We start from the raw sequence: 26,059 nt of genomic DNA on the forward strand, positions 1-26,059 counted from the left end.
GCCCCCGCCCTGCCCCGGCCCGGCCGCGAGGCCAGGGGGCAGGGGGCAGTTGCGTCCTTTGCTCTGCTTCAACGGGCGCAACACTTGCGGCCGAGAGGTGTTGCGTGGAGTGAAGCAGAGCAAAGGACGCACGAGAGATGTCCGAGGCGGGACCGCGACGCCGTCGAGGCGGGGCCGCGCGGGACGGCGCGGCGGGCGGCGGCACAGGACGGCGGCCCCGGTACGGCGCGGGACGGCGGCACGGGACGGCAGCGCGAGACGGCAGCGCGAGACGGCAGCGCGAGACGGCGGGGCGGGACGGCGCGGCGGGGCGGCGGGGCGGCGGGGCGGGACGGCGGGGCGGGACGGGTCAGAGCAGCGCCGGCTCGATGTAGGCGTTGGAGCGCTCGCGTTGGCGGGCCTGCGTCACCCGGGGGTTGTCACCGCCGAAGAGCTGCACCAACTGGCCGAACGCCTCGTCGTAGAGGGCCCGGCCGGCGTCCGCCTCGCTCTCGGTGGCCTGCCGGCTCAGCGCCAGGTTGACCGAGGCGGAGAGCGTGTCCGGGTGCTCGGCGCCCAGCGCCCGGGTCAGCTCCACGTACGCGGTGGTGTCCAGCAGCAGGGCGTTGTCGCCGTCGCCGAGGGCGAACAGGTCGTTGGCCAGGTTGAGGGTGGCCAGCAGGGTGTGCGGGTGCCGCTCGCCGAGGTTGGTCAGCAACTGGTCACGGACCCGCTGGGACAGCTCGCGGGCCTGGGTGTGGTCGCCCTGCTTGCGCAGCAGCACGCCGAGGTTGTTCAGGCAGGCCAGGGTGATGGCGTGCGACTCGCCGAGCACCTCGTTGTAGCCGTCGCGCAGGCGGCGTGCCACCCGCAGGGCGGTCTGGTTGTCGCCCACCGCCGACCAGGTGGTGGCCAGGGCCATCTCGGCGGAGAGCGTGTCGGCGTGTTCACCGCCGAGGGTGCGCTGGTAGCGGACCACGGTCCGTTCGATCAGCCGGTGCGCGTCGGCGAAGCGCCCCAGCTGACGCAGGGTCAGCGCCAACTCCTTCGCCGTCCGCAGGGTCTCCGGATGGTCCGCGCCGATCACCTTCTGCTGGGTGGCGTAGGTGCGTTGCAGGACACTGTGCGACCGCCACAGCTCGCCGGTGTCGCGCAGGCCGCGGCCGTAGTTGCTGGCCGAGGCGAGGGTGGACGGGTCCTCCTCACCGAAGCGGTCCCGCCGCCGCTCGTGGATGTGCTGGTCGAGCGCGGCGGCGCCCCGGAAGTCGCCGACCAGGCGCAGCGACACGGCGAGGTTGTTCTCCGCGGTCAGCGTACGACCGCTGTCGTCGCCGAAGCTGCGTACGCTCAGCTCCAGGGTGCGCCGGTCCTGTGCCTCGGCCTCGTGGTACAGGCCCTGGGCGCGCAGGTCCGCACCGAGGCTGCGGGCCGTCATCAGGGTGTAGAGGTGCTCCTCGCCGAAGATCCGCCGCTGCCGGTCGTAGACGTCCCGGTCGATCTCGTACGCCCGGTCGAAGTGGCTCTGCGCGCGTAGGACGTTCGCCAGGTGGAAGCGCATCCGCAGCGTGGTGGGGTCGTCCTCGTCGGTGTCGCGCCACGCGGCCAGCGACTCCTCGGCCAGCGCACGGCTGGTGTCGTAGTCACCCCGGCGGTAGAGGTAGCGCACGATGTCCACGACCAGCTGCCGGGCCTCGTCCATCGTGGACAGGTGCAGACCGCTGGGGCGTACGTGCGGCCACAGCTCGGCGTACCGCGGCCAGTTGACCGGCTTGTCGGGGTCGCGCGGGCTGGCGGCGGCGAGCAGCAGTTGCGCCTCCCGGCGGGCCTGGTCGGGGTCGTCCAACTGGTCCTGGATGACGAGCTGCACCAGCCGGTGGATCCGCACCGAGTTGTTCTCCGCGTCGACCTGGGCCAGACCGTAGCGGCCCAGTTCGGCGGTGACCAGACCCTGCAGGATCGGGTCGGTGAGCGTCGGGTCGATCGGGGCCATGAAGCTGGCGAAGCGGTCGCCGGTGAGCATCGCGACCGGGATCGGCTCGGGCGCGTAGAACGAGCACAGCTCCAGCAGCCGGGCCGCCGCCGGTTTCTCCTCGCGCAACTGGCCGAGGGTGAACAGCCAGGTCGCGGCGAGCGCCTTGGAGTAGCCGGCGGACTGCCGGCCGTCGAGGATGCGCAGCAGGCCGGGGGTGTCCAGCGAACTGAGGTACTTCTCGACCTGCATGGCGCTGGCCCGCAGGTACGCCGCGCCCTGCTCGACGGCGAGCGGCAGGTCGCCCAGCTTCTCGGCCACCTGCGCGGCCTCGGCGTCGGTGAGCCCGCGGACCCGGTCGCGCAGCAGTTGGACGCTCTCGGCGCGGTCGAACACGGTCAGCTCGGTAGCGGTGGCGTACTCGCTCCAGCTCTGGTCGCGGGTCGTGAGCAGGACGTGGCCGGGCCCCTGCGGCAGCAGCGCCCGGGTGGCGCGGGTGGGCTTGTCGGCGTTGTCCAGGACGATCAGCCAGCGCCGGTCGGGCCCGGCGCGGCGCAGCGTGTCGAGCACCCGGCGGGCCGCCTCGGCGCCGCCGCCCGTGCCCAGACCCATCGCCTGGCCGAGGTCGGCCAGACCGCCGCGGATGCGGTCCTCGCTGTCCGCCGGGATCCACCAGACCAGGTCGTAGTCGCGGCCGAAGCGCAGCGCGTACTCGGCGGCGAGCTGGGTCTTGCCGACGCCGCCGAGGCCGTGCACGACCTGGGTGGCCGAGTCCGGCGAGGTGGTGAGCCGGTCGCGCAGCGCCTCCAACTGGGCGGCGCGGCCGACGAAGGGCGTGCCGTGCTGGCGGACGTTGGAGATCGCCGGGAACGGGCCGGGGAACCGGCCGACCGCGCGGCCGCCGGCCGTGACCGTCGCCGTTCCCGCCGCCTCCAGCAGCCGGGTCCGTGCCGTGGACGGGTCGCTGTCGGTGAGGTCGACCGGGCTGTGCTCGCTGTACGGGGCGGTCAGCCGCGACTCGTCGACCCGCAGCGGCACCAGCACTCCCCCGCCGCCGAGCTGGTCGCGGCCGGTGGCGCTCTTCCACACCTCACCCGCGAGGGGGGTGCTCGCGTAGTGCCGCGTGAGCACGGCCAGCACCCGGCTGGCACCGCTGACCGCCCGGTCGAACTCGGCCCGCCCGCCGGCGAGCAGCGGCACGTCCAGCGCGCGCCGGTCCACCCGCAACCCGGCGTCCTCCAACTGGTCGGTGATCCACTCGGCCCAGAGCCGGTCGGCGGAGGCGTAGCTGAGCAGCACGGCCTGCTCGGCGGTGAGCCGGCTCCGTTCGAACTCGGCCAGCGAGCGGCGACGGTCCGACTCGCCGATCGGGTGCAGCTGGGTGATCCGCCCGTCGGTGATCACCGAGGCGAGCTGCTCGTACGCGGCGAGCAGGGTGCCGACCTGCTCGGGCCGGTCGCCGAACGCGGCGAGGATCTCCTCGTACGCGTAGAAGGTGCGGTACGGCACCTCGATGGTGTTCCAGTAGCGGGCGGCCGCCGCGTCGGAGAGGTGGTCCAGGAACGGGGCGAACTCGGCGCGGACCAGGTCTCGGCCGGTCTCCAACTTGCGCAGCTCGGCGTCCTCCACACGCATCGGCACCGGCAGCAGCAGCGGCGGGTCGTCCGGGCGCTGGCTGCGGATGGACCGGGCCACCGCCGCCGCGCCGCGGATGCTCTGGGTGGACATGGTGAAGCAGTTGACGACCAGGTCGGGCAGTTGGACGGTACAGATGCCGGCGACGTCGCTGAGACCGGTGCGGCTGTCGATCAGCACCACGTCGTACTCGGTGCGCATCTGTGCCCGGACCGCGTCGATGAACGACGCGCCGCCCTGGCGCTCGTAGAAGTTGGCCCAGTCGAAGGTGCTCACCAGCCGCGAATACGCCGAGTCCTGCTGCCCGGCGGCCACGAAGTCGATCACGCCGCCGTGGCTGAAGTCCCAGTTCAGCGAGACCGCACGACGTTGGATCTTGGCGTGACCGGTGAGGAGTTCCTGGGAGTCCTCGTCACGGTTGCGCTGCATCGTGGCGATCGAGTAATCCCAGATCATCTCGATGACGCCGGGGGTGGCGCGTAACTCCTTGTCCCGCAGGAACGGGTGGAAGTAGCGGTGCAGGCCCGGAGACTCCAGGTCCCAGTCGACGACCAGCACCTGCAACCCCTGGCTGGCCAGGATCCAGGCCACGTTGGCCAGCGCCATCGTGCGGCCGGTGCCGCCCTTGTACGAGTAGAAGGTCACGATCTGGCCGCGTGCCGTCTCGTTCACCGCCATGGCGTGCCTCCCCTAGGGACCTTCGAGGATCGGGCGCAGACCGGAGCCGTCGGTGGGCGGCTCCTGGTAGACCGTGCCCGTGCGGTAGATCCGGCCCTGCTCGACCACCAGCACGTCCTCCAGTTCCTCCTGGAAGCGTGCGGAGGTCGCGATCTCGGTGCGCCACACGTCGCGGGTGTTGTGCAGCACGTGATGCGGGAGCACCCGGGCCAGGGTGTCCCACATCTTGCGGTTGCCGCCGGCGGCCGCGTCGTCGGCGGCCGTCCACGGCACCAGCACCGGCGCCCGCGGCGAGTCCACGTCCCGGTCGTAGCCGATCAGGCTGACCTGGTAACGCGGCAGGTCGGCCGACCAGACGTCGACCACCAGCACGACGATCTGGTTGTGCGCCCGCGCCCACTCCCGGACCGCCGCCAGCTCCTCGGCGTCCTCCACCGTCCAGCCGTAGCTCTTGGTGGTGGCGATGGCCCCGGCCCAGCTGCCGATCGGCACCTCCAGCTCGGGCCGGTACGGCCGCCAGTCCCGCGAGACCGCGCCGTAGCGCTCCTCGGCGCCGGGCCGGCTGCCGGCCAGCTCGGCGGAGCTGCCGGCGACCAGCACGATGTGCACGTGCCGGGCGCTGGTGGCCCGCTGCACAGTCGTCGACACGCTCGGGCCGTGGTGCGCCTGCGGCCGCGTCGGCCGGTCGAAGGCACTTGTCACCTTGGACAGCACGGGACGCTGCGCCGGCCGGTGCAGGGTGTGGTCGCGGGCGGTCTGCACGATGTGCCGGGCGAGCGCGTCGACGAAGTCCTTGTAGTCGTCCTCGTGCCGTTTGCGCTGCTTGAGGGTGAGCAGGCCGTCCTGGGCGTAGGCGGTGCCGGTGTGGAAGTTGCGGTACTGGAAGCCGGCGACCGCCTTGGGCAGCCGGTCGCACGGGAGCCACTGCACCGGCACGATCGCGGGTGGACGGACGCGGAACTGCCGCTCGTGCTCGTCGATCCGGTCGACGAAGACCTGGAACTCCCGGCCGCAGTAGTCGCTGACGACGTACCGGGGCGAGGTGAGCGCGATGAGGCAGGCGCTGGTGGACAACGCGTCGGACAGGGTGTCCGGCCAGGTGCTGCCGAGCGGGATGTGCCCGTCGATGAACCCTGCCTCGTCCCAATGGAGGGCGGCCAGCCCGGCGACGGCCTCACTGAGATCGACGAAGAACTCCTGGATCTGGCTGTTGCGGTTGTCCTCCTGGGCGTAACTCAGGAAAAAGAGTGGCACGCCCGCCTCCGCTCACGGGTTCCACGACCGGTAGGCACAGTATAGGACCGTCGATGCCACCTCACCCGGGCCGCGATCATCGCCGCTGGCCCGCGCAGAGTCATATGCCCGACGCTTTGGGGTAGACCGTGGCCGTGTCCGAGGGCATCCGGGTGGTCGTGGTCGGCGCCGGCTTCTCCGGTCTCGCCGCCGCCGCGGCGCTGCACCGGGCCGGCGCGCGCGTGCGGGTGCTGGAGGCCCGGGACCGCGTCGGCGGGCGGGTGCTGACCCGGTGGCTGCCCGACGGCACGCAACTCGACCTGGGCGCCCAGTGGATCGGCCCGACCCAGGACCGGATGTACGCGCTGGTCGCCGAGCACGGCCTGGTCACCTTCGCCTCGGCGGCGGTCGGCGCGTCCACAGTGCTGTGGGCCGGCGGGCGGCGACCCGATCCGCCGGCGCAGGTGGCCCGGGTGCTCAGGCTGCTCGACGAGTACGCCTCCGTCCTGGACCCGGCCGAGCCGTGGCGGGCGCCGGAGGCCGCGCGGTGGGACGCGACGACGCTCGGCGGTTGGTTGCGTGCCACGGCCGGGGACGCCGACACGGCCGACTACCTGGGGCGGCTGCTGGCCGGCGGGCTGCTGGCCACCGGAGCGGACGAGCTGTCCCTGCTGCACCTGCTGTTCTACCTGCGCAGCGCGGGCGGCACCGGGCCACTGCTGGGCATGGCCGGCGGCGCGCAGCAGGACCGGATCGTGGGCGGCCCACCGGCGCTGGCCGAACGGATGGCGGCCGGGTTGCCGCCGGAGACGCTGCGGCTGGGCGTCGCCGTGCGCACGATCCGGCAGGACGCCGACGGGGTGACGGTGTGCACTGACGACGGGCGCGTCGACGGCGACGCCGTGGTGGTCGCGCTGGCGCCGGCGCTGGCCGGGCGGATCCGGTACGACCCGCCGCTGCCGGCGGTGCGCGACGGCCTGACGCAGCGGATGCCGATGGGGTCGGCGTGGAAGGTGCACGCCGTGTACGCCGAGCCGTTCTGGCGTGCCGACGGGCGCTCCGGCGTGTCCACCAGCAGCGCCGGACCGCTCACCGAGACGGTGGACAACTCCACCCCGACCTCGCCGCGCGGAGTGCTGACCGGGTTCAGCTACGCCGGCGACGCCGCCGCGCTGCGGGAGATGTCCCCGGCGCGACGGCGCGAGTGCGTGCTGGACGCGTTCGCCGCCGTGGTCGGGCCGCGCGCGGCGGATCCGGTGGCGCTGGTGGAGTACGACTGGTCGGCCGACGAGTGGACGCGGGGCTGCTTCGGCGGCGTGTTGACTCCGGGGGCGTGGCGCACGTACGGGCCGCGGCTGCGCGCGCCGGTCGGGCGGGTGCACTGGGCGGGCACCGAGACGGCGACCCGCTGGGCCGGCTACCTGGAGGGGGCGGTACGCGCCGGTGAGCGCGCGGCGGCCGAGGTGCTGGCGTACTGAGGCAGGACCGTGGCCGGCCCGGTCTTCGGCGGGACCGGGCCGGCTCGGCCCTGGGTGCCACCCGCGCCGGCCCGATCGCTCGTGCGAGCGGGCCGGCGCGGGCGCCCCGGTCAGGGGTAGGTGGTCAGGTACACCGTCTGGTTGGCCGCGTTCGCGGTGCCACCGGCGTTGTTGATCACCCGGTTGATGGTGCCGACGCCACCGAGCGAGACGGTGACCATGTTGGTGAATCGCACGTTCGGGTTGACGGGCACCTCGAAGGAGTGCTCCTCGACCACCGCGGGGTTGACGTTGAAGTAGCTGTAACTTCCGAGCCCCCACGCCGCGTGGCTGGTTACCGAATCGGCGACCTTGTACGCGGCGTAGCCCCGGGTCGAACCGTTCATCCAGGCCGCCTGGTTGGGCACGTCGTACGGCAGCTCGTTCTGATAAAAGTACGTCCGGCCGCCGTTGCCGTTCCAGACGGTCTGGTACTTCTGGTAGTGCTCGACGAAGAGGCCGTACATGGTGACGTTGTCGCCGTTGACGGTCAGCCCGGTGTCGGCGGTGTTCAACGTCCACCCGGTCGGTACGCCGCTGGCGGCGTGGTCGGCCCGCCACAGCCACATGTGGTCACCGATCACGTTGTCGCTGTTGACGGTCAGCGTGTTGGTGGCCTTGCCGACGTGCGGGCCGCCGATGCGGAAGAACACGTCGTGCAGCGAGGTCGGGTTGCTGGCGTGGCTCGCCGCCGAGCCGGACGGCCCGACCTCCATGAGCACCGGCGAGTTGGTCGTGCCGGCCTCGAACATCAGGCCGGCGACCTTGACGCCGTCCACATCGGCCACCCGCATGCCCACGCTGCCGTTGTCGGCCTGGATGGTGGCCAGGCCGAGACCGAGCACGACCGTGTCGGCCCGGTTGACCTGGATCGGCTCGGTCACGTGGTGCACGCCCGGGGTGAACAGCAGGTGCCGGCCCTGGGCGAGGGCGGCGTTGATGGTGGCCGCGCTGGTGCCGGGCTGCACGACGAAGAACTGCGACAGCGAGATCGACGAGCCGGCGGGGGTCTTGTTGTACCAGCTGGTGCCGGTCGAGTTGGTGCGCAGGGCGGGCACGAAGACCCGGTACTCACCGCTGCCGTCGACGTACAGGAACGGCTTCTCCCGCACCTGCGGGGTCTGCGCGATGACCGTGTGCGACGGGTTGGGGAAGCTCGGCGCCGGAGCGCCGACGACGCCCTGGAAGACCATGTTCCACACCGAGCCGGTCCAGCCGTTGCCGAACTCGCTGTTGCGGGAGTACCACTGCTGCTGCGAACCGGAGACGACCAGGCCGTCGATGCGGGTGTCGGCCAGCAGGCCGCCGCTGGACCAGCCGTCGCCGCCGTTCCAGAGCTGGATCTGGTTCTGCGCGCCGCGCAGGTGCATCCGCCGGTACGGCGCGGCCTGCGACACCGCCCAGCGCTCCACGGTCTGCCCGGCGGGCAGGGTGACCGAGAGGTTCTCCGCGGCCCGCCAGAAGTTCTGGGTGGCGTTGCCGCCCATCCAGAACGCCTCGGTGCGGACGTGGCCGTTGAGGTTGACGTCGTCGGGGCCCATGCCGAGCCCGGCGACCTGGGTGAAGAAGCCGAGGTTGACGTCGGCGGTGTAGGTGCCCGGCTTGAACAGCACGGCGTAGCGCTGCGGGCCGAACTGGTTGGTCTCCTGCTGGGTGAAGAGGGTGTTCAGTCGACTCTGGATCGTCGACGTCGGCGTGCCCGGGTCGAAGACGTACGTGTTCGGCCCGAGGTTGGGGTTGTACGGGTCGGTGGTGCCGACCGGGGGTTCGGTGGTGCCGCCGCCGGTCGTGTTCACCGCCAGCTCCCAGAGCGAGTAGCCGTAGGCGGTGCCCCGGGCCGTGCCGTACACCCGCAGGTAGCGACCGCTGCCGGTGACGGTGAGGCTCTGGGTGCCACCGGTTGCCGTCGTGGTCGAGTAGATGGTGGTCCAGGTGGACCCGTCCGCGGAGGTCTGGAGCTGGAAGGCCCGGGCGTACGCGGCCTCCCAGGTGAGCGTCACCCGGCAGATCGTGCGGGTGCTGCCGAGGTCGACGCGCAGCCACTGCGGGTCGCTGGCGGCGCTGGCCCAACGGGTGCCGGTGTTGCCGTCGACAGCTGCCGATGCGGGGGTGCCGGCGTTCTCGGTGGACGAGGCGGTCACCGGGCTGCCCTGCGCCACGTTGGCACTGCCGCAGGTGGAGGTGTCACCGCCGGTCTCGCCGTAGACCTGGAACTCCCAGAGCGAGTAGCCGTAGCCGGTGCCCCGGGCGGTGCCGTACATGCGCACGTACCGGCCGGTGCCGGTGACGGTCAGGTTCTGGGTGCCGCCCGCGCCGGTGGTGGTCGAGTAGATCGTGGTCCAGGTGGCGGCGTCGTCCGAGGTCTGGAGCTGGAAGGCGCGGCCGTAGGCGCCCTCCCAGAGCAGGTTGACCTGGCTGATGGTGGCCCGCGCGCCCAGGTCGACCTGGAGCCACTGGGGGTCGCTGAAGGCGCTGGCCCAGCGGGTGCCGGTGTTGCCGTCGACAGCTGCCGACGCGGGGGTGCCGGCGTTCTCGGTGGACGAGGCAGTCGCCGGGCGTCCCTGCGACAGCAGGGTGGGCGCGGCCTGCGCGCCGGTGCTGGCCACGGCCGGGGTCAGGGCCGCCACCAGGGCCACGACGACACCGGTGAGGAGGTGCCGGACGGTCCGCCGCCGGGGACGCGGGCGTACGGATGTAGCACGAGATGTCATGACATCGCCTGTCGATAGGGCGTTACGGACGCCAGAGGGTGGGGATCGGTGTTCGCCCGTGGTGCCGTGGGTGGAGCCGCCGATGCGACGCCGCGGGGAGGAGAGCGCTCTCGTAGGAGTGTTGCGGCGAGATTGCGACGGCGTCAAGACATCGATCTATAACTTCGTTATTTATCCCGAGAGCTCGACTTTGTGTAATTTGCCGTCGGCGGCGCCGTCGTACCCGCTCAGCGGCGGACACCACCCTCGGTGAGGAAGCGGGCGATCGGGAGGGTCGCCGCGCCCAGCGCCACCGCGTCCACGCCGAGGCGGCACAGCTCGATCGACGCCTGCTCGTACGGCTGGCGCAGCGCCTGCCGACCGGCGGCCTCGCGCACGGCCGGCAGCAGGTCGCCCAGCGCCATCGCCGCCCAGCCGCCGAGGACGACCCGCTCCGGGTTGAACAGGTTGATCAGGTTGGCCACCCCCGCGCCGAGGTAGCCGGCGGTGTCGTTCAGCACCCGGCGGGCGGTGGCCGACGAATCGGCGGCGCTGACCAGCGCGGCGAGCTGCGACTCCTCGTCCTCGCCCGGCACGGCGCGACCCCGACGCGCCTCGCGGTAGCGGTCGATGATCGCCTCCGCCCCCACGTACGCCTCCAGGCAGCCGCGCGCGCCGCACCGGCAGGCCCGGCCGCCGTACACCAGGGTGGTGTGCCCCCACTCCCCCGCGCTGCTGGACGCGCCCCGGTAGGTGGCGCCGTTGGTCACCACTGCCGCGCCCACGCCGGAGCCGACCAGGGCGAACACGGCGTGCCGGGCGCCGCGCCCAGCGCCGAACCACATCTCGGCCTGGCCGAGGGTCTTCGCGCCGTTGTCGATGTGCAGCGGCAGGTCGGTGCCGGCGCCGATGAGCCGCTCCAGCGGCACCCGGTCCCAGCCGAGGGCCTGGGCGTGCACGACGGCCTCGACGCCCTGCTCGACCACGCCGGAGACGCCGATGCCGACGCCGAGCACGTCGGCGGTGGCCACCCGGGCCTTGCCGGTGACCACCTCGATGCCGGCCAGCACGTGCCCGGCCACCACGTCGGGCTCGGTGCGCGCGGGGTCGAGCGGGTACTCGATGCTGGCGAGCAGGGTCATCGCGAAGTCGAACAGCTCCACCCGGACCCGGGTCTCGCCGACGTCCACGCCGATCACGAAGGCGTACCGGGGGGCGACGCGCAGCAGCATGCTGGGGCGGCCGCCGTCGGACTCGGCGGCACCGGCCTCGGCGACGATGCCTTCGTCGATCAGATCGGCCACCACGTTGCTGACCGCCGGCTGGCTCAGCCCGGTGCTGCGCACCAGGTCCTGCCGGGTGAGCGGGGCATCGAGGAAGAGCTTCGTCAGCAGGGCGGACCGGTTGCGCAGCCGGACGCTCCGGTTGGTGGCACGCGCCAGCTCCACTCGTCACCTCGTTCCCGTCGGCCGTTGGTGGCGACTGTAACCGCACCGTGCTTGACGACCCACCTGCCAGCAACTTTAATGACGACATTCATTAAGCCGTGATGTAACTCCCGGGAAACGCCGACGGACCCCCGACGGCGCATCCGGAGAAACCCCGTCCGCAGCCGGCAACCGTCGCCGCACCCCTATCGACGACGGCGGTCGGCGGACCCCCACCACGCACCGGAAGGGCTGACCGTGTCGAGACGACACCTCGGGATATTCACCGCCGCCGTACTGGCCGCCGCATCGCTGACCGCCTGCGGCGGCTCCGGCGACGACTCCGCCGCATCGCCCAAGACCCTCACCTACTGGGCCAGCAACCAGGGCGCCAGCCTGGAGGTCGACAAGACCACCCTCCAGCCGGAGCTGGACAAGTTCGAGAAGCAGTCCGGCATCAAGGTCAACCTCGAGGTCGTCCCCTGGTCGGACCTGCTCAACCGGCTGCTCGCCGCCGCCGCGTCGGGCAAGGGCCCGGACGTGGTGAACATCGGCAACACCTGGTCGGCGTCGTTGCAGGCCACCGGCGCGCTCGTCGAGTTCGACGACGCCACCCTGCAGGCCGTGGGCGGCAAGGACCGGATCGTGCCCGCCGCGCTCGCCGCCGCCGGCGCCCCCGGCAAGCCGCCGGCCGCCGTGCCGCTCTACAGCATGGCGTACAGCCTGTACTACAACAAGAAGGCGTTCGCCGACGCCGGCATCACCGCGCCGCCGACCACCTGGGAGCAGGTCTCCGAGTACGGCAAGAAGCTCACCAAGGGCGGCAAGTGGGGCCTGGCGATCGAGGGCGCCAACCCGTCGGAGAACGCGCACCACGCCTTCACCTTCAGCCAGCAGTACGGCGGCGAGTGGTTCGACTCGGCCGGCAAGCCGACCTTCGACACCCCGCAGAACGTCTCGGCCATCAAGCGCTACATCGACTTCATGGCCGCCGACAAGATCACCAACCCGAGCAACGCCGAGTACGCGCAGAACCAGTCGGTCTCCGACTTCGCCAACGGCAAGGCCGCCATGCTGCTCTGGCAGTCCGCCGGCTCGAACCTCAAGACGCAGAACATGCCCGCCGACGCGTACGGGGTGGCCCCGGTGCCGTTCCTGGCCAGCCCGCCGGCCGGCGGCAAGAAGGTCAACAGCATGGTCGCCGGCATCAACATGGCGGTCTTCAAGCACACCAAGAACAAGGACGGCGCGCTGAGCTTCGTCAAGTTCATGACCAGCGACGAGGAGCAGACGATCCTCAACAAGACGTACGGGTCGCTGCCGGCGGTCAAGACCGCCGCCTCCGACCCGGCGTTCAGCGCCCCGGAGCAGAAGAGCATCCAGGAGACGCTCGTCACCACCGCCGCCCCGCTGCCGCAGGTGCCCGACGAGAGCACCTTCGAGACCCTGGTCGGCACCGCGATGAAGGAGCTGTTCGCCGACGCGGCGAGCGGCAAGCCGGTCACCGAGGCATCGGTGAAGGCGAAGCTGACCGACGCGCAGCAGAAGATGCGCTGACCCACGCAGCGCCGGTGGCCGTGGTCGGGCGACGAGCCCGACCACGGCCACCGCCTCCGAGAGGACCCCGATGGCAACCAGCACCACCGCGCCGGACGCCGACCGGCGCGTACCCCGGGCCGGGTCACCCGCCCGGGGGGCCGCCCGCCGGCCGCGCGGCCCGCGCCGTTCCCTCCTGCCGTACCTGCTGCTCGCCCCGGCCATCGTGCTGGAACTCGCCGTCCACGTGATCCCGATGGTGGTCGGGGTCTGGATGAGTCTGCTGGAGCTGACCCAGTTCCACATCCGGGACTGGTCCACCGCGCCCTTCGTCGGCCTGGAGAACTACCGGGCCACGCTCGATCTGAACTCCGCCGCCGGCAAGGAGCTGCTGCACTCGTTCTGGGTGACCCTGATCTACAGCGTGCTCTCGGTCGGGTTCGCCTGGCTGCTCGGCATCGCGGCGGCCGTCGTGCTCCAGAAGCCGTTTCGCGGGCGGGCCATCCTGCGGGCGCTGTTCCTCACCCCGTACGCCCTGCCGGTCTACACCGCCGTGATCACCTGGAGCTTCCTGCTGCAGCGCGACACCGGCCTGGTCAACCACGTGCTCGTCGACCAGCTCGGGCTGCTCAACGAGCGCCCGTTCTGGCTGATCGGCGACAACAGCTTCTGGTCGCTGCTGGTGGTGTCGGTCTGGCGCAACTGGCCGTTCGCGTTCCTGTGCCTGATGGCCGGCCTGCAGAACGTGCCGGGCGAGCTGTACGAGGCCGCCGCGATCGACGGCGCGGGGTTCTGGCGCCGGCTGCGCTCGGTCACCCTGCCCATGCTGCGGCCGGTGAACCTGGTGCTGCTGCTGGTGCTGTTCCTGTGGACGTTCAACGACTTCAACACCCCGTACGTCCTGTTCGGCGGGTCCGCGCCCGAACAGGCCGACCTGATCTCCATCCACATCTACCGCAGCTCCTTCAAGACCTGGGACTTCGGGTCGGGCTCGGCGATGTCGGTGGCGCTGCTGCTGTTCCTGCTGGTCGTCTCGGCCGCGTACCTGCTGATCACCAACCGCCGGAGGGACGACCATGCGTGAGACCGCAGGTGAGCGCTGGGGCCGGCGCATCGTGCTGACCCTGCTCACTCTCTTCGTCGTCATTCCGCTCTACGTGATGGTCACCTCGGCGGCCAAGCCGCTGCGGGACGTGCAGAACGGGTTCACCTGGTTGCCCAGCCGGCCCACCCTGCAACCGTTCGTCGACATGTGGAGCACCGTGCCGCTGGCCCGCTACCTGGTCAACAGCCTGGTGGTGTCGAGCGTCGCGGCGGTCTGCTCGGTGGCCGTGGCGATCTTCGCGGCGTTCGCCGTCAGCCGGTACCGCTTCCGCGGCCGGGGGGTCTTCTCGGTGACTGTGCTGTCCACGCAGATGTTCCCCGGCATCCTGTTCCTGCTGCCGCTGTTCCTCATCTACGTCAACCTGGGCAACGCCACGGGCATCGAGCTGTACGCCAGCCGCACCGGCCTGATCATCACGTACCTGACCTTCTCGCTGCCGTTCTCGATCTGGATGCTGGTCGGCTACTTCGACTCGATCCCGCGCGGGCTGGACGAGGCGGCGCAGGTCGACGGGGCCGGGCCGCTGCGCATCCTGTTCCGGGTCATCCTGCCGGCCGCCGTGCCCGGCGTGGTCGCGGTGACCGTGTACGCGTTCATGACCGCCTGGGGTGAGGTGCTGTTCGCCTCGGTGATGACCGACGAGGGCAGCCGCACCCTGGCCGTGGGCCTGCAGGGCTACTCCACCCAGTTCAACGTCTACTGGAACCAGATCATGGCCGCCTCGCTGGTGGTCAGCATCCCGGTCGTGGCCGGGTTCCTGGCCCTGCAGCGGTATTTCGTCGCCGGCCTCACCGCCGGCGCCGTCAAGTGAGTCACCCCATCCCAGAGGAGAGCCTTCCCGTGCCCGACCTGTCCAAGCTGCCACCCGACTTCCTCTGGGGCGTCGCCACGGCGGCGTACCAGATCGAGGGGGCCGTCGACGTCGACGGCCGGGCGCCGTCCATCTGGGACACCTTCTCGGCCGTCCCCGGCAACGTCGACAACGGCGACACCGGAGCGGTGGCCTGCGACCACTATCACCGGTGGCCGGAGGATCTCGCGTTGGTGCGCCGGCTCGGCGTGGACGCGTACCGGTTCTCGGTGGCCTGGCCCCGGGTGATGCCCGACGGTGTCGGGCGGGTCAACCCCGCCGGGCTGGACTTCTACGACCGGCTGGTGGACACGCTGCTCGCCGACGGGATCCGGCCGTTCGTCACGCTCTACCACTGGGACCTGCCGCAGGTTCTGCAGGACCGCGGCGGTTGGCCGGAGCGCGCCACGGCCGAGGCGTTCGCCGACTACGCGGCGGTTGTCGCCGCCCGCCTCGGTGACCGGGTGGCCGACTGGAACACGGTCAACGAGCCGCTCTGCGTGTGCTGGATCGGGCACCTGGACGGGAACATGGCCCCCGGCGAGCGGGACCTGACCCGCGCCGTGCACGCCTCGCACCACGCGCTGCTCGGGCACGGCCTGGCCACCCAGGCGATCCGGGCCAACGCCGCCCGCGCGGCGTCGGTCGGTCTGGTGCTCAACCTCAGTCCGATCGAGCCGGCGACCGACCGACCCGAGGACGTCGCGGCGGCCCGGCGGGCCGACGGGCACGTCAACCGCTGGTGGCTCGACCCGATCCACGGTCGCGGCTACCCCGCCGACATGATCGCCACGTACGGGGTCGAGCCGCCGGTACGCGGTGACGACCTGGCGGTGATCGCCACGCCCACCGACTTCCTGGGTGTGAACTACTACTTCCGCCAGCTGGTGGTCGACGATCCGACCGGCCCGGCGCCGTACGCGAAGCAGGTGCCGGTGCCCGGTTCGGTGGAGACGGCCATGGGCTGGGAGATGTACCCGGCGGGCCTGGAGCGGCTGCTCGTCGACGTGCACGAGGAGTACCGGCCGGGCCGGATCATCGTCACCGAGAGCGGCTCGGCGTGGCCGGACGAGGTCACCGCCGACGGCACCGTCGAGGACAAGGAGCGCACCGACCACCTGGAGCAGCACCTGGCGGCGTGCGCGTCGGCGGTGGACCGGGGGGTGCCGCTGGACGGCTACTTCGTGTGGTCGCTGCTGGACAACTTCGAGTGGGCGTACGGCTACGACAAGCGCTTCGGGCTGGTGCACGTCGACTACGCCACGCAGCGGCGGACGGTGAAGGCGAGCGGCCTGCGCTACGCCGAGCTGATCCGCGCCCACCGCCACCTCGCCCGCGCCACCGACGCCGCCGCGCCGGTGGCCTGAGGCCGCCGGTCCCGGGCGCCGCGGCCGGCGGCGCCCGGGCCGCACCACGGTGGGCTCTGTGCGTAATTCGCCCGCTTATGTGCCACTGCCGCTAGTCTGGGCCGGTGCGGGACGGACCGGAGAACGAGACGACGACGGACGAGCGTCACTCGTCCCGGGTGGCGTTCGAGGTCAACGGCGACCGCCGTGAGCTGACGCTGGACAACCGCACCACACTGCTCGACGCGCTGCGCGAACACCTGGGCCTGACCGGGGCGAAGAAGGGCTGCGACCACGGCCAGTGCGGCTCCTGCACCGTGCTGCTGGACGGCCGCCGGGCCAAGAGCTGCCTCGTCTTCACGGTCACGGTGGACGGCCGGTCGGTGGTGACAGTCGAGGGGCTCGCCGGTCCGGACGACCTGTCCCCGTTGCAGGCCGCATTCGTCGCGCACGACGCGTTCCAGTGCGGCTACTGCACCCCCGGGCAGCTCTGCTCGGCCCGGGGCATGCTCGACGAGGTCGCCCGGGGCTGGCCCAGCGCGGTCACGGACGACCTCGACTCGCCGCCCGAGCTGACCGACGCCGAGATCCGCGAGCGGATGGCGGGCAACCTCTGCCGCTGCGCCGCGTACCCGCACATCGTCGCGGCCATCCGCGAGACGGCGACCGCGCCGTGAGGCCGTTCCGCTACCACCGGCCGGCCGACGTGGCCGACGCCGTCGCCGTGCTGGCCGGCGAGCCGCACGCGGCGTACCTGGGCGGCGGGACCAACCTGGTGGACCTCATGAAGCTCGGGGTGCAGCGGCCCGAGCTGCTGGTGGACGTGACCCGACTGCCGCTGGACACGGTCGAGGAGCTGCCCGACGGCGGGCTGCGGATCGGCGCGACAGTGCGCAACAGCGACCTCGCCGCCCACCCCGCGGTTCGCCGCGACTACCCGGTGCTGGCCCGCGCCCTGCTCGCCGCGGCGTCCGGTCAACTGCGCAACCTGGCCACGACCGGCGGCAACCTGTTGCAGCGCACCCGCTGCGTCTACTTCCAGGACACCGGCAAGGCGTGCAACAAGCGCGACCCGGGCAGCGGCTGCGCCGCCCTGCACGGGCAGAACCGCGACCTGGCCGTGCTGGACTGGTCCGAACAGTGCGTGGCCACCCACCCGGCGGACCTGGCGGTCGCCCTCGCCGCGCTGGACGCCGTGGTGCAGGTGCACGAGTCCGACGGCCCCCGGGACGTCCCGCTCGCCGCGCTGTACCGCTCCCCCGGCGCGCACCCGGAACGGGAGACCACCCTGGCCCGGGGTGCGCTGATCACCGCCGTCCGGCTACCGCCGCTGCCGGCCGCGCGCCGCTCGGCGTACCTCAAGGTGCGCGACCGGGCGTCGTTCGCCTTCGCCGCCGGCTCGGTGGCCGCGGTCCTCGACCTCGACGGCGACGTGGTCCGCGACGTCCGCCTGGCGTACGGCGCGGTGGCGCACCGGCCGTGGCGGGCGTACCGGGCCGAGGAGGAGCTGCGCGGTCGGCTGTTCAGCCCCGAGCTGGCCGCGCGGGCCGCCGACGCCGAGTTGACCGAGGCCCGGCCGCTGCGGCACAACGGCTTCAAGCTGCCACTGACCCGGGCCATCACGGTGCGGGTGCTCAGCGAGCTGGCGGCCTCGTGAGCACCGGCGCGGTCGGTAGGGCGCATCCCCGGCTGGAGGGCCGGGAGAAGGTCACCGGCACGGCCCGGTACGCGGTCGAGTACCCGGTGGACGGTGTCACGTACGGCTGGGCGGTGCCGGCGACGGTGGTCCGGGGCCGGATCACCCGGATCGACACGACGGACGCGCTCGCGTCCCCGAGCGTGCTGGCCGTGGTGCACCACGGCAACGCGCCCCGGCTCGCACCCGGGCCGCAGCCGGAGCTCTGGTTGTTGCAGGAGCCGGCGGTGCACTACCGGGGGCAGTTCGTCGCGGTGGTGGTCGCCACCAGCCTGGAGGCCGCCCGCGAGGGCGCCCGGCTGGTCCGGATCGACTACGACGCCGGCCCGCACAGCACTGTGCTCGCCGCCGACCACCCGGGCCTGTACAAGCCGGAGCACGTCAACCCCAGCTATCCGACGGACACCGCCGAGGGGGACTTCGACGCCGGGTACGCCGCCGCGCCGGTGCGGGTGGACGCCACCTACCGGACACCGGCGTACCACAACAATCCGATGGAGCCGCACGCCACGACGGCGCTGTGGCACGACGGGCGGTTGCTGGTGCACGACTCGACCCAGGGCGCGGTGCCGGTGCAGAGCGCGCTGGCCGAGCTGTTCGAACTGCCCCAGGAGTCCGTCCGGGTCATCGCCGAGCATGTCGGCGGCGGCTTCGGCAGCAAGGGCTACGCCAAGGCGGCGGTGGTGCTCGCCGCGCTCGCCGCCCGGCACGTGGACCGCCCGGTCAAGCTCGCGCTGACCCGCCAGCAGCTGTTCGGGCCGATCGGCTACCGCACGCCCAGCATCCAACGGGTCCGCCTCGCCGCCGACACCGACGGTCGGCTCACCGCTGTCTGTCACGACGCGATCAGCCAGACCTCGACGGTCCGGGAGTTCGCCGAACAGATCGCCGTCTACACCCGCAGCATGTACGCGGCCCCGCACCGACGCACCACCCACCGGCTGGTCCGCCTCGACGTGCCCACGCCGTTCTGGATGCGCGCCCCCGGCGAGTGCCCCGGCGCGTACGCCCTGGAGTCGGCGATGGACGAGCTGGCCATCGCCGTGGGGGTCGACCCGGTGGAGCTGCGGATCCGCAACGACGCCCAGGTCGACCCCGACCAGGGCGAGCCGTTCACCAGCCGCAACCTGGTGGCCTGCCTGCGCGAGGGGGCGCAGCGGTTCGGCTGGACGGGCCGGGATCCCACGCCCCGGGCCCGGCGCGACGGGCGGTGGCTGATCGGTACCGGCGTGGCCGGATCGAGCTACCCGGCCCGGGCGAGACCGTCGTCGGCGGCGGCCACCGCCCGGCCCGACGGCACCTTTCTGGTACGGATCGACGCCACCGACATCGGCACGGGCGCCCGGACGGCGCTCTGGCAGGTGGCCGCCGACGCGCTGGGGGTGCCGCCCGAGCGGGTCGAGATCCGCATCGGCGACAGCGACCTGCCGGTGGCTCCGGTGGCCGGGGGCTCGATGGGTACCGCCTCGTGGAGCTGGGCCGTGATCCGGGCCTGCGAGGCGTTGCGCGCCAAGCTGCGCGAGGGTGCGTCGCCGGGCACCGAGGTCAGCGCCGAGGCGGACACCACCGACGAGGTGGGTGCGCAACCCGCCCGACCCCGGTACGCGTACGGGGCGCAGTTCGTCGAGGTACGGGTGGACGCGGACACCGGCGAGGTGCGGGTGAACCGGCTGCTCGGGGTGTTCGCCGCCGGTCGGGTGGTGAACCCGACGACGGCGCGCAGTCAGCTGATCGGCGGCATGACGATGGGGCTGTCGATGGCGCTGCACGAGGAGGGCCTGCTCGACGAGCGTTACGGCGACTGGGTCAACCACGACCTGGCCACATACCACATCACCGGCTGCGCGGACGTCGAGGCCGTCGAGGCGTACTGGCTGGATGAGCGGGACGACGAGCTGAACCCGGCCGGGGTGAAGGGCATCGGCGAGATCGGCATCGTCGGCACCGCGGCGGCGGTCGCCAACGCCGTCCACCACGCCACCGGCGTCCGCATCCGGGACCTGCCGATCCGGTTGGACAAGCTCATCGGGGTTTCAGGCTTGGCTTAAATAAGCCGACGGTGATATAACTGTCGCCGTGCACGCCTTCGACGTGCTGGGCGACCCGGTCCGGCGCCGCATCCTGGAACTGCTCGCCGACGGCGAGCAGACCGCGGGCGCGGTCAGCGCGCTCATCCGCGACGAGTTCGGCATCTCCCAGCCCGCCGTGTCACAGCACCTCAAGGTGTTGCGGGACAACGGCTTCGCCACCGTGCGGCCGGAGGGCGCCCGGCGGCTGTACGCGGTCGACCCACGCCCGTTGCGCGAGGTCGACGGCTGGTTGGAGCACTTCCGCCGGTTCTGGACGCCACCCCTGGCGGCACTCGCCACCGAGCTGGCCCGGGGCCGACGCGACCGTCGCCTGCGCGGGCCCGCCGACCCACCCGAGGAGAGGAACACCTGATGTTCGACGCGACCGAGCAGATCAACGCCGTCCAGCGGCAGGTCGGCAGCCGCACCCTGGCCGCGGGCGAGGCCCGGGTGACCACGATCAGCCAGACCTACCAGGCGACGGCCGAGGACCTGTGGGACGCCTGCACCAACGCCGAGCGCATCCCCCGCTGGTTCCTGCCGATCAGCGGCGACCTGCGGCTGCACGGCACGTACCAGCTCGAGGGCAACGCCCACGGCACCGTCGAGAGCTGCGAGCCTCCGCACCGCTTCACCGCCACCTGGGAGATGGGCGGCGAGGTGAGCTGGATCGAGGTGCGGGTCACGCCGGTCGGCGACGAACAGGCCCGCCTCGACCTGGACCACATCGCGCACGTCGACCAGGACCGGTGGGCACAGTTCGGGCCGGGCGCCGTCGGCGTCGGCTGGGACCTGGGCCTGCTCGGTCTCGCCACCTACCTCTCCGGCGACGGCAGCGGCGTCCGGCCGGAGGACAGCGCCGAGTGGGTCGCCTCCGCCGAGGGACGACGCGCCATGGAGCTGAGCAGCCAGCTGTGGTGCGAGGCGAGCATCGCCGCCGGCACCGACGCCGACGAGGCCAAGGCCGCCGCCGAGCGCACCACCGCCTTCTACACGGGCGCCCCCCAGGCCTGAGCGGCGCCGACGACGGCGGCTGCCGACCTGCCGCCGCCGTCGTCCGGCGTACCCGGCTCGGATTCGAGCCTGACGTGAATCCGACTCATCGGTTGGATCAGCGCCCTGTCCTAGATCCGGTAGGGTCACGCAAAGCGTTGCCGTGCTGTCGCAACGTGATTGCCCACTGGATCACCTGGGGGTGCCGCGATGAGCCGACGGTGGGCGATCCTGATCGGAGCCAACGCTTGCGGGTATGACGTCAACCTGCCCAGCCTGCGCTACGCCGAGGACGATGCGCGGGCGGTGCGGGCGGTGCTGCTGGACGAGCGGATCGGCACGTTCGACGACGGCGACGTCGACCTGTTCATCGGCGACGGCGCCAGCTGGCGCGAGATCAAGGCCCGGCTGCGCGAGCGGGTGCTGGAGTCGCGCCCCTCCGACGTGCTGCTGGTCTACTTCGCCGGCCACGCCCTCGTGCCGGAATGGGGCACGCAGTCCGACGCGTATCTGGTGACTGCCGACCTGGAGGCCGACGGGCTGCGCCGCGAGCCGGACAACGGACTGCGGATGGCGTTCCTCAAGCGGGACGTCTTCGAGGCGTTCGCCGGCACCTCGTTCCTGATCCTCGACTGCTGCCACGCGGGCGTCTACCTGGACTCGGAGCTGCGGCACACCGAGGCGATGCAGACGTACCGCACCCAGGTCGACAGGCACAGCGCCCTGCTGGCGTGCCCGAGTGGCGCCGCTGCCCGGGAGAGCGAGGAACACCGGCAGGGCGTGCTCACCCACCAGCTGCTGCGGGCGTTGCGCGGCGAGGCCGCCGACCCCGGCGGCCGGGTCTCCTTCGCCCAGATGGCCACCTTCGTCGCCGAGCAGGGCATCCACCCCGCGCCCGGGCAGCTCGTCCACATGTGGGGTCCGACCACTGTGCTCACCCAGCCGCCGGTGTCCCGGCACGAGCGGCAGTCATTGACGGCCCCGGTCAACTCCGGCACGATCCGGCCCTGCAAGAACCCGCTCGACGACCTGTCCAGCTCGATCACGCAGCTGCTCGGACGGGTGTTCCGCTCGCAGTCCCGTCCACCGCGTTCCGCCCAGCAGGCGGGGCACGCCGAACGGGTCGAGGTGATCCGGTACGCCCTGGAGGCGGATTCGGTGGCGGTGGTGGAATCCGGCCCCACGGGTATCGGCCAGGTCACCTCCACGGCCCGGTTCAACAAGGAGGAGCTGCGGCCACTGCTCGAACTGAGCGCCGCGGACACGACCCTGGTCCGCACCTCCTCCCCCGGGCACGTGGTGGCCGACGACGCCGGCCGACGGATCCTCTGCGTCCCCCTGTCCCAGGAGAACAGCCGCAACCTCACCCTCGCGGTGGTCGATCCCGCCCTCGCCGCGCTGGACATGGGCGAGCCGTTGGCCACCATGCTGCGCGCCATCTGGAATTCCGATGTCCGCGACGATCCGGTGCACGCCGAGATGCAGGTGCTCACCGCCCTGCGCTCGGCCTACGGCCGGCTGCCGGTGGATCTGTACTCGCACGCCTTCAGCCTGTACCAGAAGCTGATCGAGTCGCTGATCATGGTGTTCCAGCCGGTGATGTCGTTGGACCGGCGGCCCGCCGGGGTGGGCATCCACAGCTACGAGGCACTGGCGAGGCGACTGGAGACCGACGTACGCGCGCCGGTAGCGGCCCTTCAGATGGCGTACGCCTGGGGTGACCGCTTCGTCATCGAACGCGACGCGCTGCTGCTGGCCAAGGCGATCGACTCGTACGCCGAGGCCGACGTCGCGTCCGTCTTCGACGTCACCAAGCCGATCTCGGTCAACGTCGCGGTGCGCTCCCTGCTCAGCGACGCGTACATCGCCCAGGTGCGCACGGCGATCATGGAGGCCAACCTCGATCCGCGCACCGTCACGCTGGAGATCTCCGAGCAGGACCCGATCCGGCCCGCTCCCGGCGAGGTGTGGCCGCAGGAGCCGCTGACGTACTTTCACCGTCGGCTGACCAGCCTGGCGCGTGACCTGGAGATCAGCTTCGCGGTGGACGACTTCGGGGTCGGTTACTCCTCGCTCGCCCGGATGGCGGAGCTTCCGTTGACCCAGATCAAAGTGGACCGGGCCGTCCTGCACCACCCGCTGGCCGTCGAGGAACTGGACCTGGTGACCCGGGTCGCCCGCTACGCCAGCGACCTCGGCCACGCGCCGAACCCCCGCGCCGTCATCGTGGAGGGGTTCGACGAGCAGGCGCCGGTGACCCTCAAGCAGATCTACGACCTGCGGATCCGGCACGTACAGGGCTTCATCTGCGGGGAGACCGCGTCGACGTCGCTGCGTCCGCTCGGGCAGAGCGTCCGGGAGCGGATCGCCGCGATGGTGAGAGGTGAGGATGACTAGCGTTCGACTGTTGTTGCCGCCCGAGGTTGTCGCCGAGCTGCGCCTGCCGCACGAGGGCGTTCGGGACGCGGGCGCCCTGACGCTGGCCATCGAGGGAATCAGCGTCCTGGCGAACCTGGCCACGCTGGCCACCCTGCAACCGCAGGCCGAGGCGCTGGTCTCCGCCATCCGAGGTTGGCGGCTGCGCGATCCCCGCCCGACGGTGACGCTCACCGCGCGAGGCCCGGGCCTGGATCTCACCATCGAGCTGCCCCGCAACGTGAGCCGGGCGCAGCTGCTCGACCAACTGCGCCCGTTGCTCGACCGCGAGGACTGAACCTCGGGCGGCGGGTCGATCCGATCGGGCGCGGGTAACGTGCTGCGACATGACCGGTCCGCCGTACTCGCACTGCTCCTACTGCGGCGCCGCCTACCCGGCGGCGGCCGGCTGGCCGCGGGTCTGCGCGGTCTGCGGCGAGACCGTCTGGCGCAACCCGCTGCCCGTCGCGGTAGCGGTGCTCCCGGTCCGCACCGCCGACGGCCTCGGCGTGGTGGTCGTGCGCCGGGACATCGAACCGGCCCGCGGGCTGCTCGCGCTGCCCGGCGGCTTCATCGAGTACGGCGAGGAGTGGTCCGACGCGCTCGTGCGTGAGCTGCGGGAGGAGACCGGTCTGGTCGCGGCGGCCGAGGACGCCCGACTCTTCGCCGTGCACGGCGCCCCGGCGGGCGGCACCATGATGGTCTTCGGAGTGCTGCCCGAGCGGGCCGTCGAGGACCTGCCGCCGTCGGCGCCCACGGAGGAGGCCACCGAGTGGCTGGTGCTCACCGACCCGGTCGAGCTGGCGTTCTCCACCCACACGCGGGTCCTCAAGGATTTCCTCACCCCCTGACCCCGCGATCTTGCACTTTCTGTCGCGACACAAGGGGCATCTCGGTTCATCTCGGCGACCGAAAGTGCAAGATCGACGCAAGTGGTGCCGTGCGGGACGGGCGGTCAGTGGTTTGCGGCGCCGGCGCGGTAGCCGCTGGCCTGCAACTCGAACAGCTCGCGGTAGAGGCCGCCGGCCGTCATCAGCTCGTCGTGGTTGCCCTGCTGGACGAGGCGACCGCGGTCCATGACGAAGATCCGGTCGGCGTGCCGGACGTTGGCCAGCCGATGCGTGATCAGGACGACCGCCCGGTCGGGCCGGCGGCGCAGGTGCTGGAACAGGGCATGTTCCGCGCGGGCGTCCAGAGCCGCCGACGGCTCGTCGCAGATCAGCAGGGCGGCGTCGCGGTAGAGCCCACGGGCGGCGACGAGCCGCTGCCACTGCCCGCCGGACAGCTCGTGACCGTTCTTGAACTCCCGGTCCAGCAGGGTGTCGTAGCCGTGCGGCAGACCGACGATCATGTCGTGGGCGGCGGCCGCCGCGGCGGCGGCCTGCACGTCGGGGCCGGGTTGGTCGGGCGTACGGTCGTGCCGGCCCACGCGGATGTTCTGCCCCGCGGTGAACGGGAACTTCCAGTACTCCTGCGTCATCACGGCCACCTGCGCGCCGAGCGTCCGCGGATCCAGTTCGGCGGCGTCGACGTCGTCCCAGCGGATCGTCCCGCCGGTCGGCTGGTAGAGCCCGGCGATCAACTTGGCCAGGGTGGTCTTGCCGGAGCCGTTCTCGCCGACCAGCGCGATCACCTCACCGCGTCGGATCGTCAGGCTGACCCGGTCCACCGCGGGCGTGTCGGTGTCGGGGTAGCGCAGGCTCACCTCGTGCAGGTCGATCGTCTCGACGCCGTCGACCACCTGGTCGCCGCCGACGGGCACCCGGCCCTGCGCCCGGGTCAGGAAATCCCGGTAGTCCTGGTAGTAGAGCGCGTCCTCGTACAGCGAGTTGGTGGCGACGACCGCGACGCCCAGGCTGGTCCGGGCGGACTGCAGGGCGAGCAGGGCGGTCGCCGCGGCGGCGAGGGCGACCATGCCGGCCAGCAGCAGGCCGCCGAGCACGGCGTACACCCCGAAGGTGGCCAGCCCCGCCACGCTGGCGCCGGCCACGCGTGTGCCGGCCTGCGAGCGCACCAGCCGCAGTTGGGCGCGGGTCTCGACAGCCATCACAGCGCGGTACTCGGCGAGCAGGAAGTCGCGCATCTGGTAGGCGCGCACCTCGGCTGCGGTGTGCCGGTTGGCCATCAGGTGGGCGAGCATCCACATCCGCCGGCGGCGGGTGATCCGGGCCAGCATCGCCAGGTACTCCCGGCGGGCCATCCGCACCGCCGTGATCGCCTGGGGCACGGCCGCGAGCAGCAGGCATGGCAGCAGCAGCGGCTGGATGACGGTGACCGCCACGGCGGTGGCGAGCATCCCGACGACGCCGGTGACCAGGTTGACGGTGTGGTCGACGATCCACGCCGCCTCGCCCATCCCCCGGTCGCGGACCCGATCCATCTCCTCGGCGAACCCGGCGTCGTCGAACGCGGCCAGATCCACGGCTGTGGTGGCCTCGAACAGCCGCAACTCCACCTGGTAGTTGATCTGCGGGGTGAGCCGCGCCTGGGCCCAACCGGCCGCGATCGTCAGGCCGCCGCGCGCCGAGACCGCCGCCGCGGCCACGATCAGCGCCGGCAGGGCGGAGCGCACCCGGTCCGGGGTGGGACCGGCGGCGAAGAGTTCCCGCAGCACGCTTGTCGTGGCGAGCAGGCCGAAGGTGGTCATCACGCCGGCGGCGACGTTCAGGCCGATGGAGGCGACCGCGTCCATGCGGTTGGTGGCCCAGGCCAGCGCCACCGCCTCCCGCACCAACCTCGGCAGGCGGCGGGCCACCGCCCAGAAACTGGTGTGCGCGAACGTGTTCGCGTGGTGCATCCAGGCGGCGTCCTCCAGCTCCGGAAGCATGGAGCCGTCAGTGGGCGGGTCGATCGGCTGGTCGTCGTCGTGGGGCGCGGTGCGCGGGCGGGCCATCGAGTCCACGGACGCTCCTCGGGGGGCG

18 protein-coding genes are annotated in these 26,059 nt (G+C 72.1%); 13 read left to right on the plus strand and 5 right to left on the minus strand.

What is annotated here, in order from left to right:
• Positions 1-349: 349 nt before the first annotated feature.
• Both fxsT and ACLQ27_RS03425 read right to left on the minus strand, forming a co-directional pair.
• Positions 350-4,261: an FxSxx-COOH system tetratricopeptide repeat protein gene (gene fxsT / locus ACLQ27_RS03420; RefSeq protein WP_425865554.1), complete on the minus strand. Its 3,912-nt coding sequence runs from the start codon at positions 4,259-4,261 to the stop codon at positions 350-352.
• A 12-nt stretch (positions 4,262-4,273) separates the two neighbouring features.
• On the minus strand, positions 4,274-5,515 hold the full coding sequence (locus tag ACLQ27_RS03425) for a TIR-like protein FxsC (RefSeq protein ID WP_357573904.1): 1,242 nt from the start codon (positions 5,513-5,515) through the stop codon (positions 4,274-4,276).
• A 134-nt stretch (positions 5,516-5,649) separates the two neighbouring features.
• Here ACLQ27_RS03425 and ACLQ27_RS03430 point away from each other — a divergent pair, with 134 nt between their 5' ends.
• A complete protein-coding gene (locus tag ACLQ27_RS03430) occupies positions 5,650-6,972 on the plus strand; it encodes a flavin monoamine oxidase family protein (RefSeq protein ID WP_425865555.1) in 1,323 nt (440 codons plus the stop codon).
• Between the two features lie 110 nt (positions 6,973-7,082).
• On the opposite strand, the gene ACLQ27_RS03435 is transcribed toward ACLQ27_RS03430, so the two are convergent.
• On the minus strand, positions 7,083-9,722 hold the full coding sequence (locus ACLQ27_RS03435) for a discoidin domain-containing protein (RefSeq protein WP_425865556.1): 2,640 nt from the start codon (positions 9,720-9,722) through the stop codon (positions 7,083-7,085).
• Positions 9,723-9,949: 227 nt separating this feature from the next.
• Positions 9,950-11,149 carry an ROK family protein gene (locus ACLQ27_RS03440; protein WP_425865557.1) on the minus strand — a complete coding sequence of 400 codons (1,200 nt, stop codon included), beginning with the start codon at positions 11,147-11,149 and terminating at the stop codon, positions 9,950-9,952.
• A gap of 237 nt (positions 11,150-11,386) precedes the next feature.
• Here ACLQ27_RS03440 and ACLQ27_RS03445 point away from each other — a divergent pair, with 237 nt between their 5' ends.
• From ACLQ27_RS03445 to ACLQ27_RS03500, 12 genes are all read left to right on the plus strand, one after another.
• Positions 11,387-12,685 (plus strand): extracellular solute-binding protein, encoded by a 1,299-nt coding sequence (locus ACLQ27_RS03445; protein WP_234582473.1) that lies wholly within the window; start codon positions 11,387-11,389, stop codon positions 12,683-12,685.
• Positions 12,686-12,755: 70 nt separating this feature from the next.
• Positions 12,756-13,748 (plus strand): carbohydrate ABC transporter permease, encoded by a 993-nt coding sequence (locus ACLQ27_RS03450; protein WP_234582474.1) that lies wholly within the window; start codon positions 12,756-12,758, stop codon positions 13,746-13,748.
• Positions 13,741-14,580: a carbohydrate ABC transporter permease gene (locus ACLQ27_RS03455; RefSeq protein ID WP_234582475.1), complete on the plus strand. Its 840-nt coding sequence runs from the start codon at positions 13,741-13,743 to the stop codon at positions 14,578-14,580. The genes ACLQ27_RS03450 and ACLQ27_RS03455 overlap by 8 nt, the downstream gene beginning before the upstream one ends.
• Positions 14,581-14,609: 29 nt before the next feature.
• The gene (locus ACLQ27_RS03460) at positions 14,610-15,986 is read left to right on the plus strand and encodes a GH1 family beta-glucosidase (RefSeq protein ID WP_425865558.1); all 1,377 of its coding nucleotides are present in this window, start codon (positions 14,610-14,612) and stop codon (positions 15,984-15,986) included.
• A gap of 158 nt (positions 15,987-16,144) precedes the next feature.
• Positions 16,145-16,642 carry a 2Fe-2S iron-sulfur cluster-binding protein gene (locus ACLQ27_RS03465; protein ID WP_234582564.1) on the plus strand — a complete coding sequence of 166 codons (498 nt, stop codon included), beginning with the start codon at positions 16,145-16,147 and terminating at the stop codon, positions 16,640-16,642.
• Complete coding sequence (locus tag ACLQ27_RS03470; RefSeq protein WP_425865559.1) at positions 16,639-17,622, plus strand: FAD binding domain-containing protein; 984 nt, start codon at positions 16,639-16,641, stop codon at positions 17,620-17,622. The genes ACLQ27_RS03465 and ACLQ27_RS03470 overlap by 4 nt, the downstream gene beginning before the upstream one ends.
• Positions 17,619-19,709: a xanthine dehydrogenase family protein molybdopterin-binding subunit gene (locus ACLQ27_RS03475; protein WP_425865561.1), complete on the plus strand. Its 2,091-nt coding sequence runs from the start codon at positions 17,619-17,621 to the stop codon at positions 19,707-19,709. The genes ACLQ27_RS03470 and ACLQ27_RS03475 overlap by 4 nt, the downstream gene beginning before the upstream one ends.
• 28 nt (positions 19,710-19,737) lie before the next feature.
• The gene (locus ACLQ27_RS03480; RefSeq protein WP_357497192.1) at positions 19,738-20,103 is read left to right on the plus strand and encodes an ArsR/SmtB family transcription factor; all 366 of its coding nucleotides are present in this window, start codon (positions 19,738-19,740) and stop codon (positions 20,101-20,103) included.
• Complete coding sequence (locus tag ACLQ27_RS03485) at positions 20,103-20,744, plus strand: SRPBCC family protein (protein WP_234582480.1); 642 nt, start codon at positions 20,103-20,105, stop codon at positions 20,742-20,744. Before ACLQ27_RS03480 ends, ACLQ27_RS03485 begins: the two co-directional genes overlap by 1 nt.
• A 189-nt stretch (positions 20,745-20,933) precedes the next feature.
• Positions 20,934-23,120, plus strand: a complete 2,187-nt coding sequence (locus ACLQ27_RS03490; protein WP_357573910.1) for an EAL domain-containing protein — start codon at positions 20,934-20,936, stop codon at positions 23,118-23,120.
• Positions 23,113-23,436 carry a hypothetical protein gene (locus tag ACLQ27_RS03495; RefSeq protein WP_357573911.1) on the plus strand — a complete coding sequence of 108 codons (324 nt, stop codon included), beginning with the start codon at positions 23,113-23,115 and terminating at the stop codon, positions 23,434-23,436. Before ACLQ27_RS03490 ends, ACLQ27_RS03495 begins: the two co-directional genes overlap by 8 nt.
• A gap of 49 nt (positions 23,437-23,485) precedes the next feature.
• A complete protein-coding gene (locus ACLQ27_RS03500; RefSeq protein WP_234582483.1) occupies positions 23,486-23,989 on the plus strand; it encodes an NUDIX domain-containing protein in 504 nt (167 codons plus the stop codon).
• Between the two features lie 104 nt (positions 23,990-24,093).
• Here ACLQ27_RS03500 and ACLQ27_RS03505 read toward each other — a convergent pair whose 3' ends face one another.
• Positions 24,094-26,031, minus strand: coding sequence for an ABC transporter ATP-binding protein (locus tag ACLQ27_RS03505; RefSeq protein ID WP_425865933.1), 1,938 nt, complete (start codon positions 26,029-26,031; stop codon positions 24,094-24,096).
• Positions 26,032-26,059: the final 28 nt, after the last annotated feature.

The sequence above is a fragment of the Micromonospora sp. DT63 genome, assembly GCF_049841615.1.
Lineage (GTDB): Bacteria > Actinomycetota > Actinomycetes > Mycobacteriales > Micromonosporaceae > Micromonospora.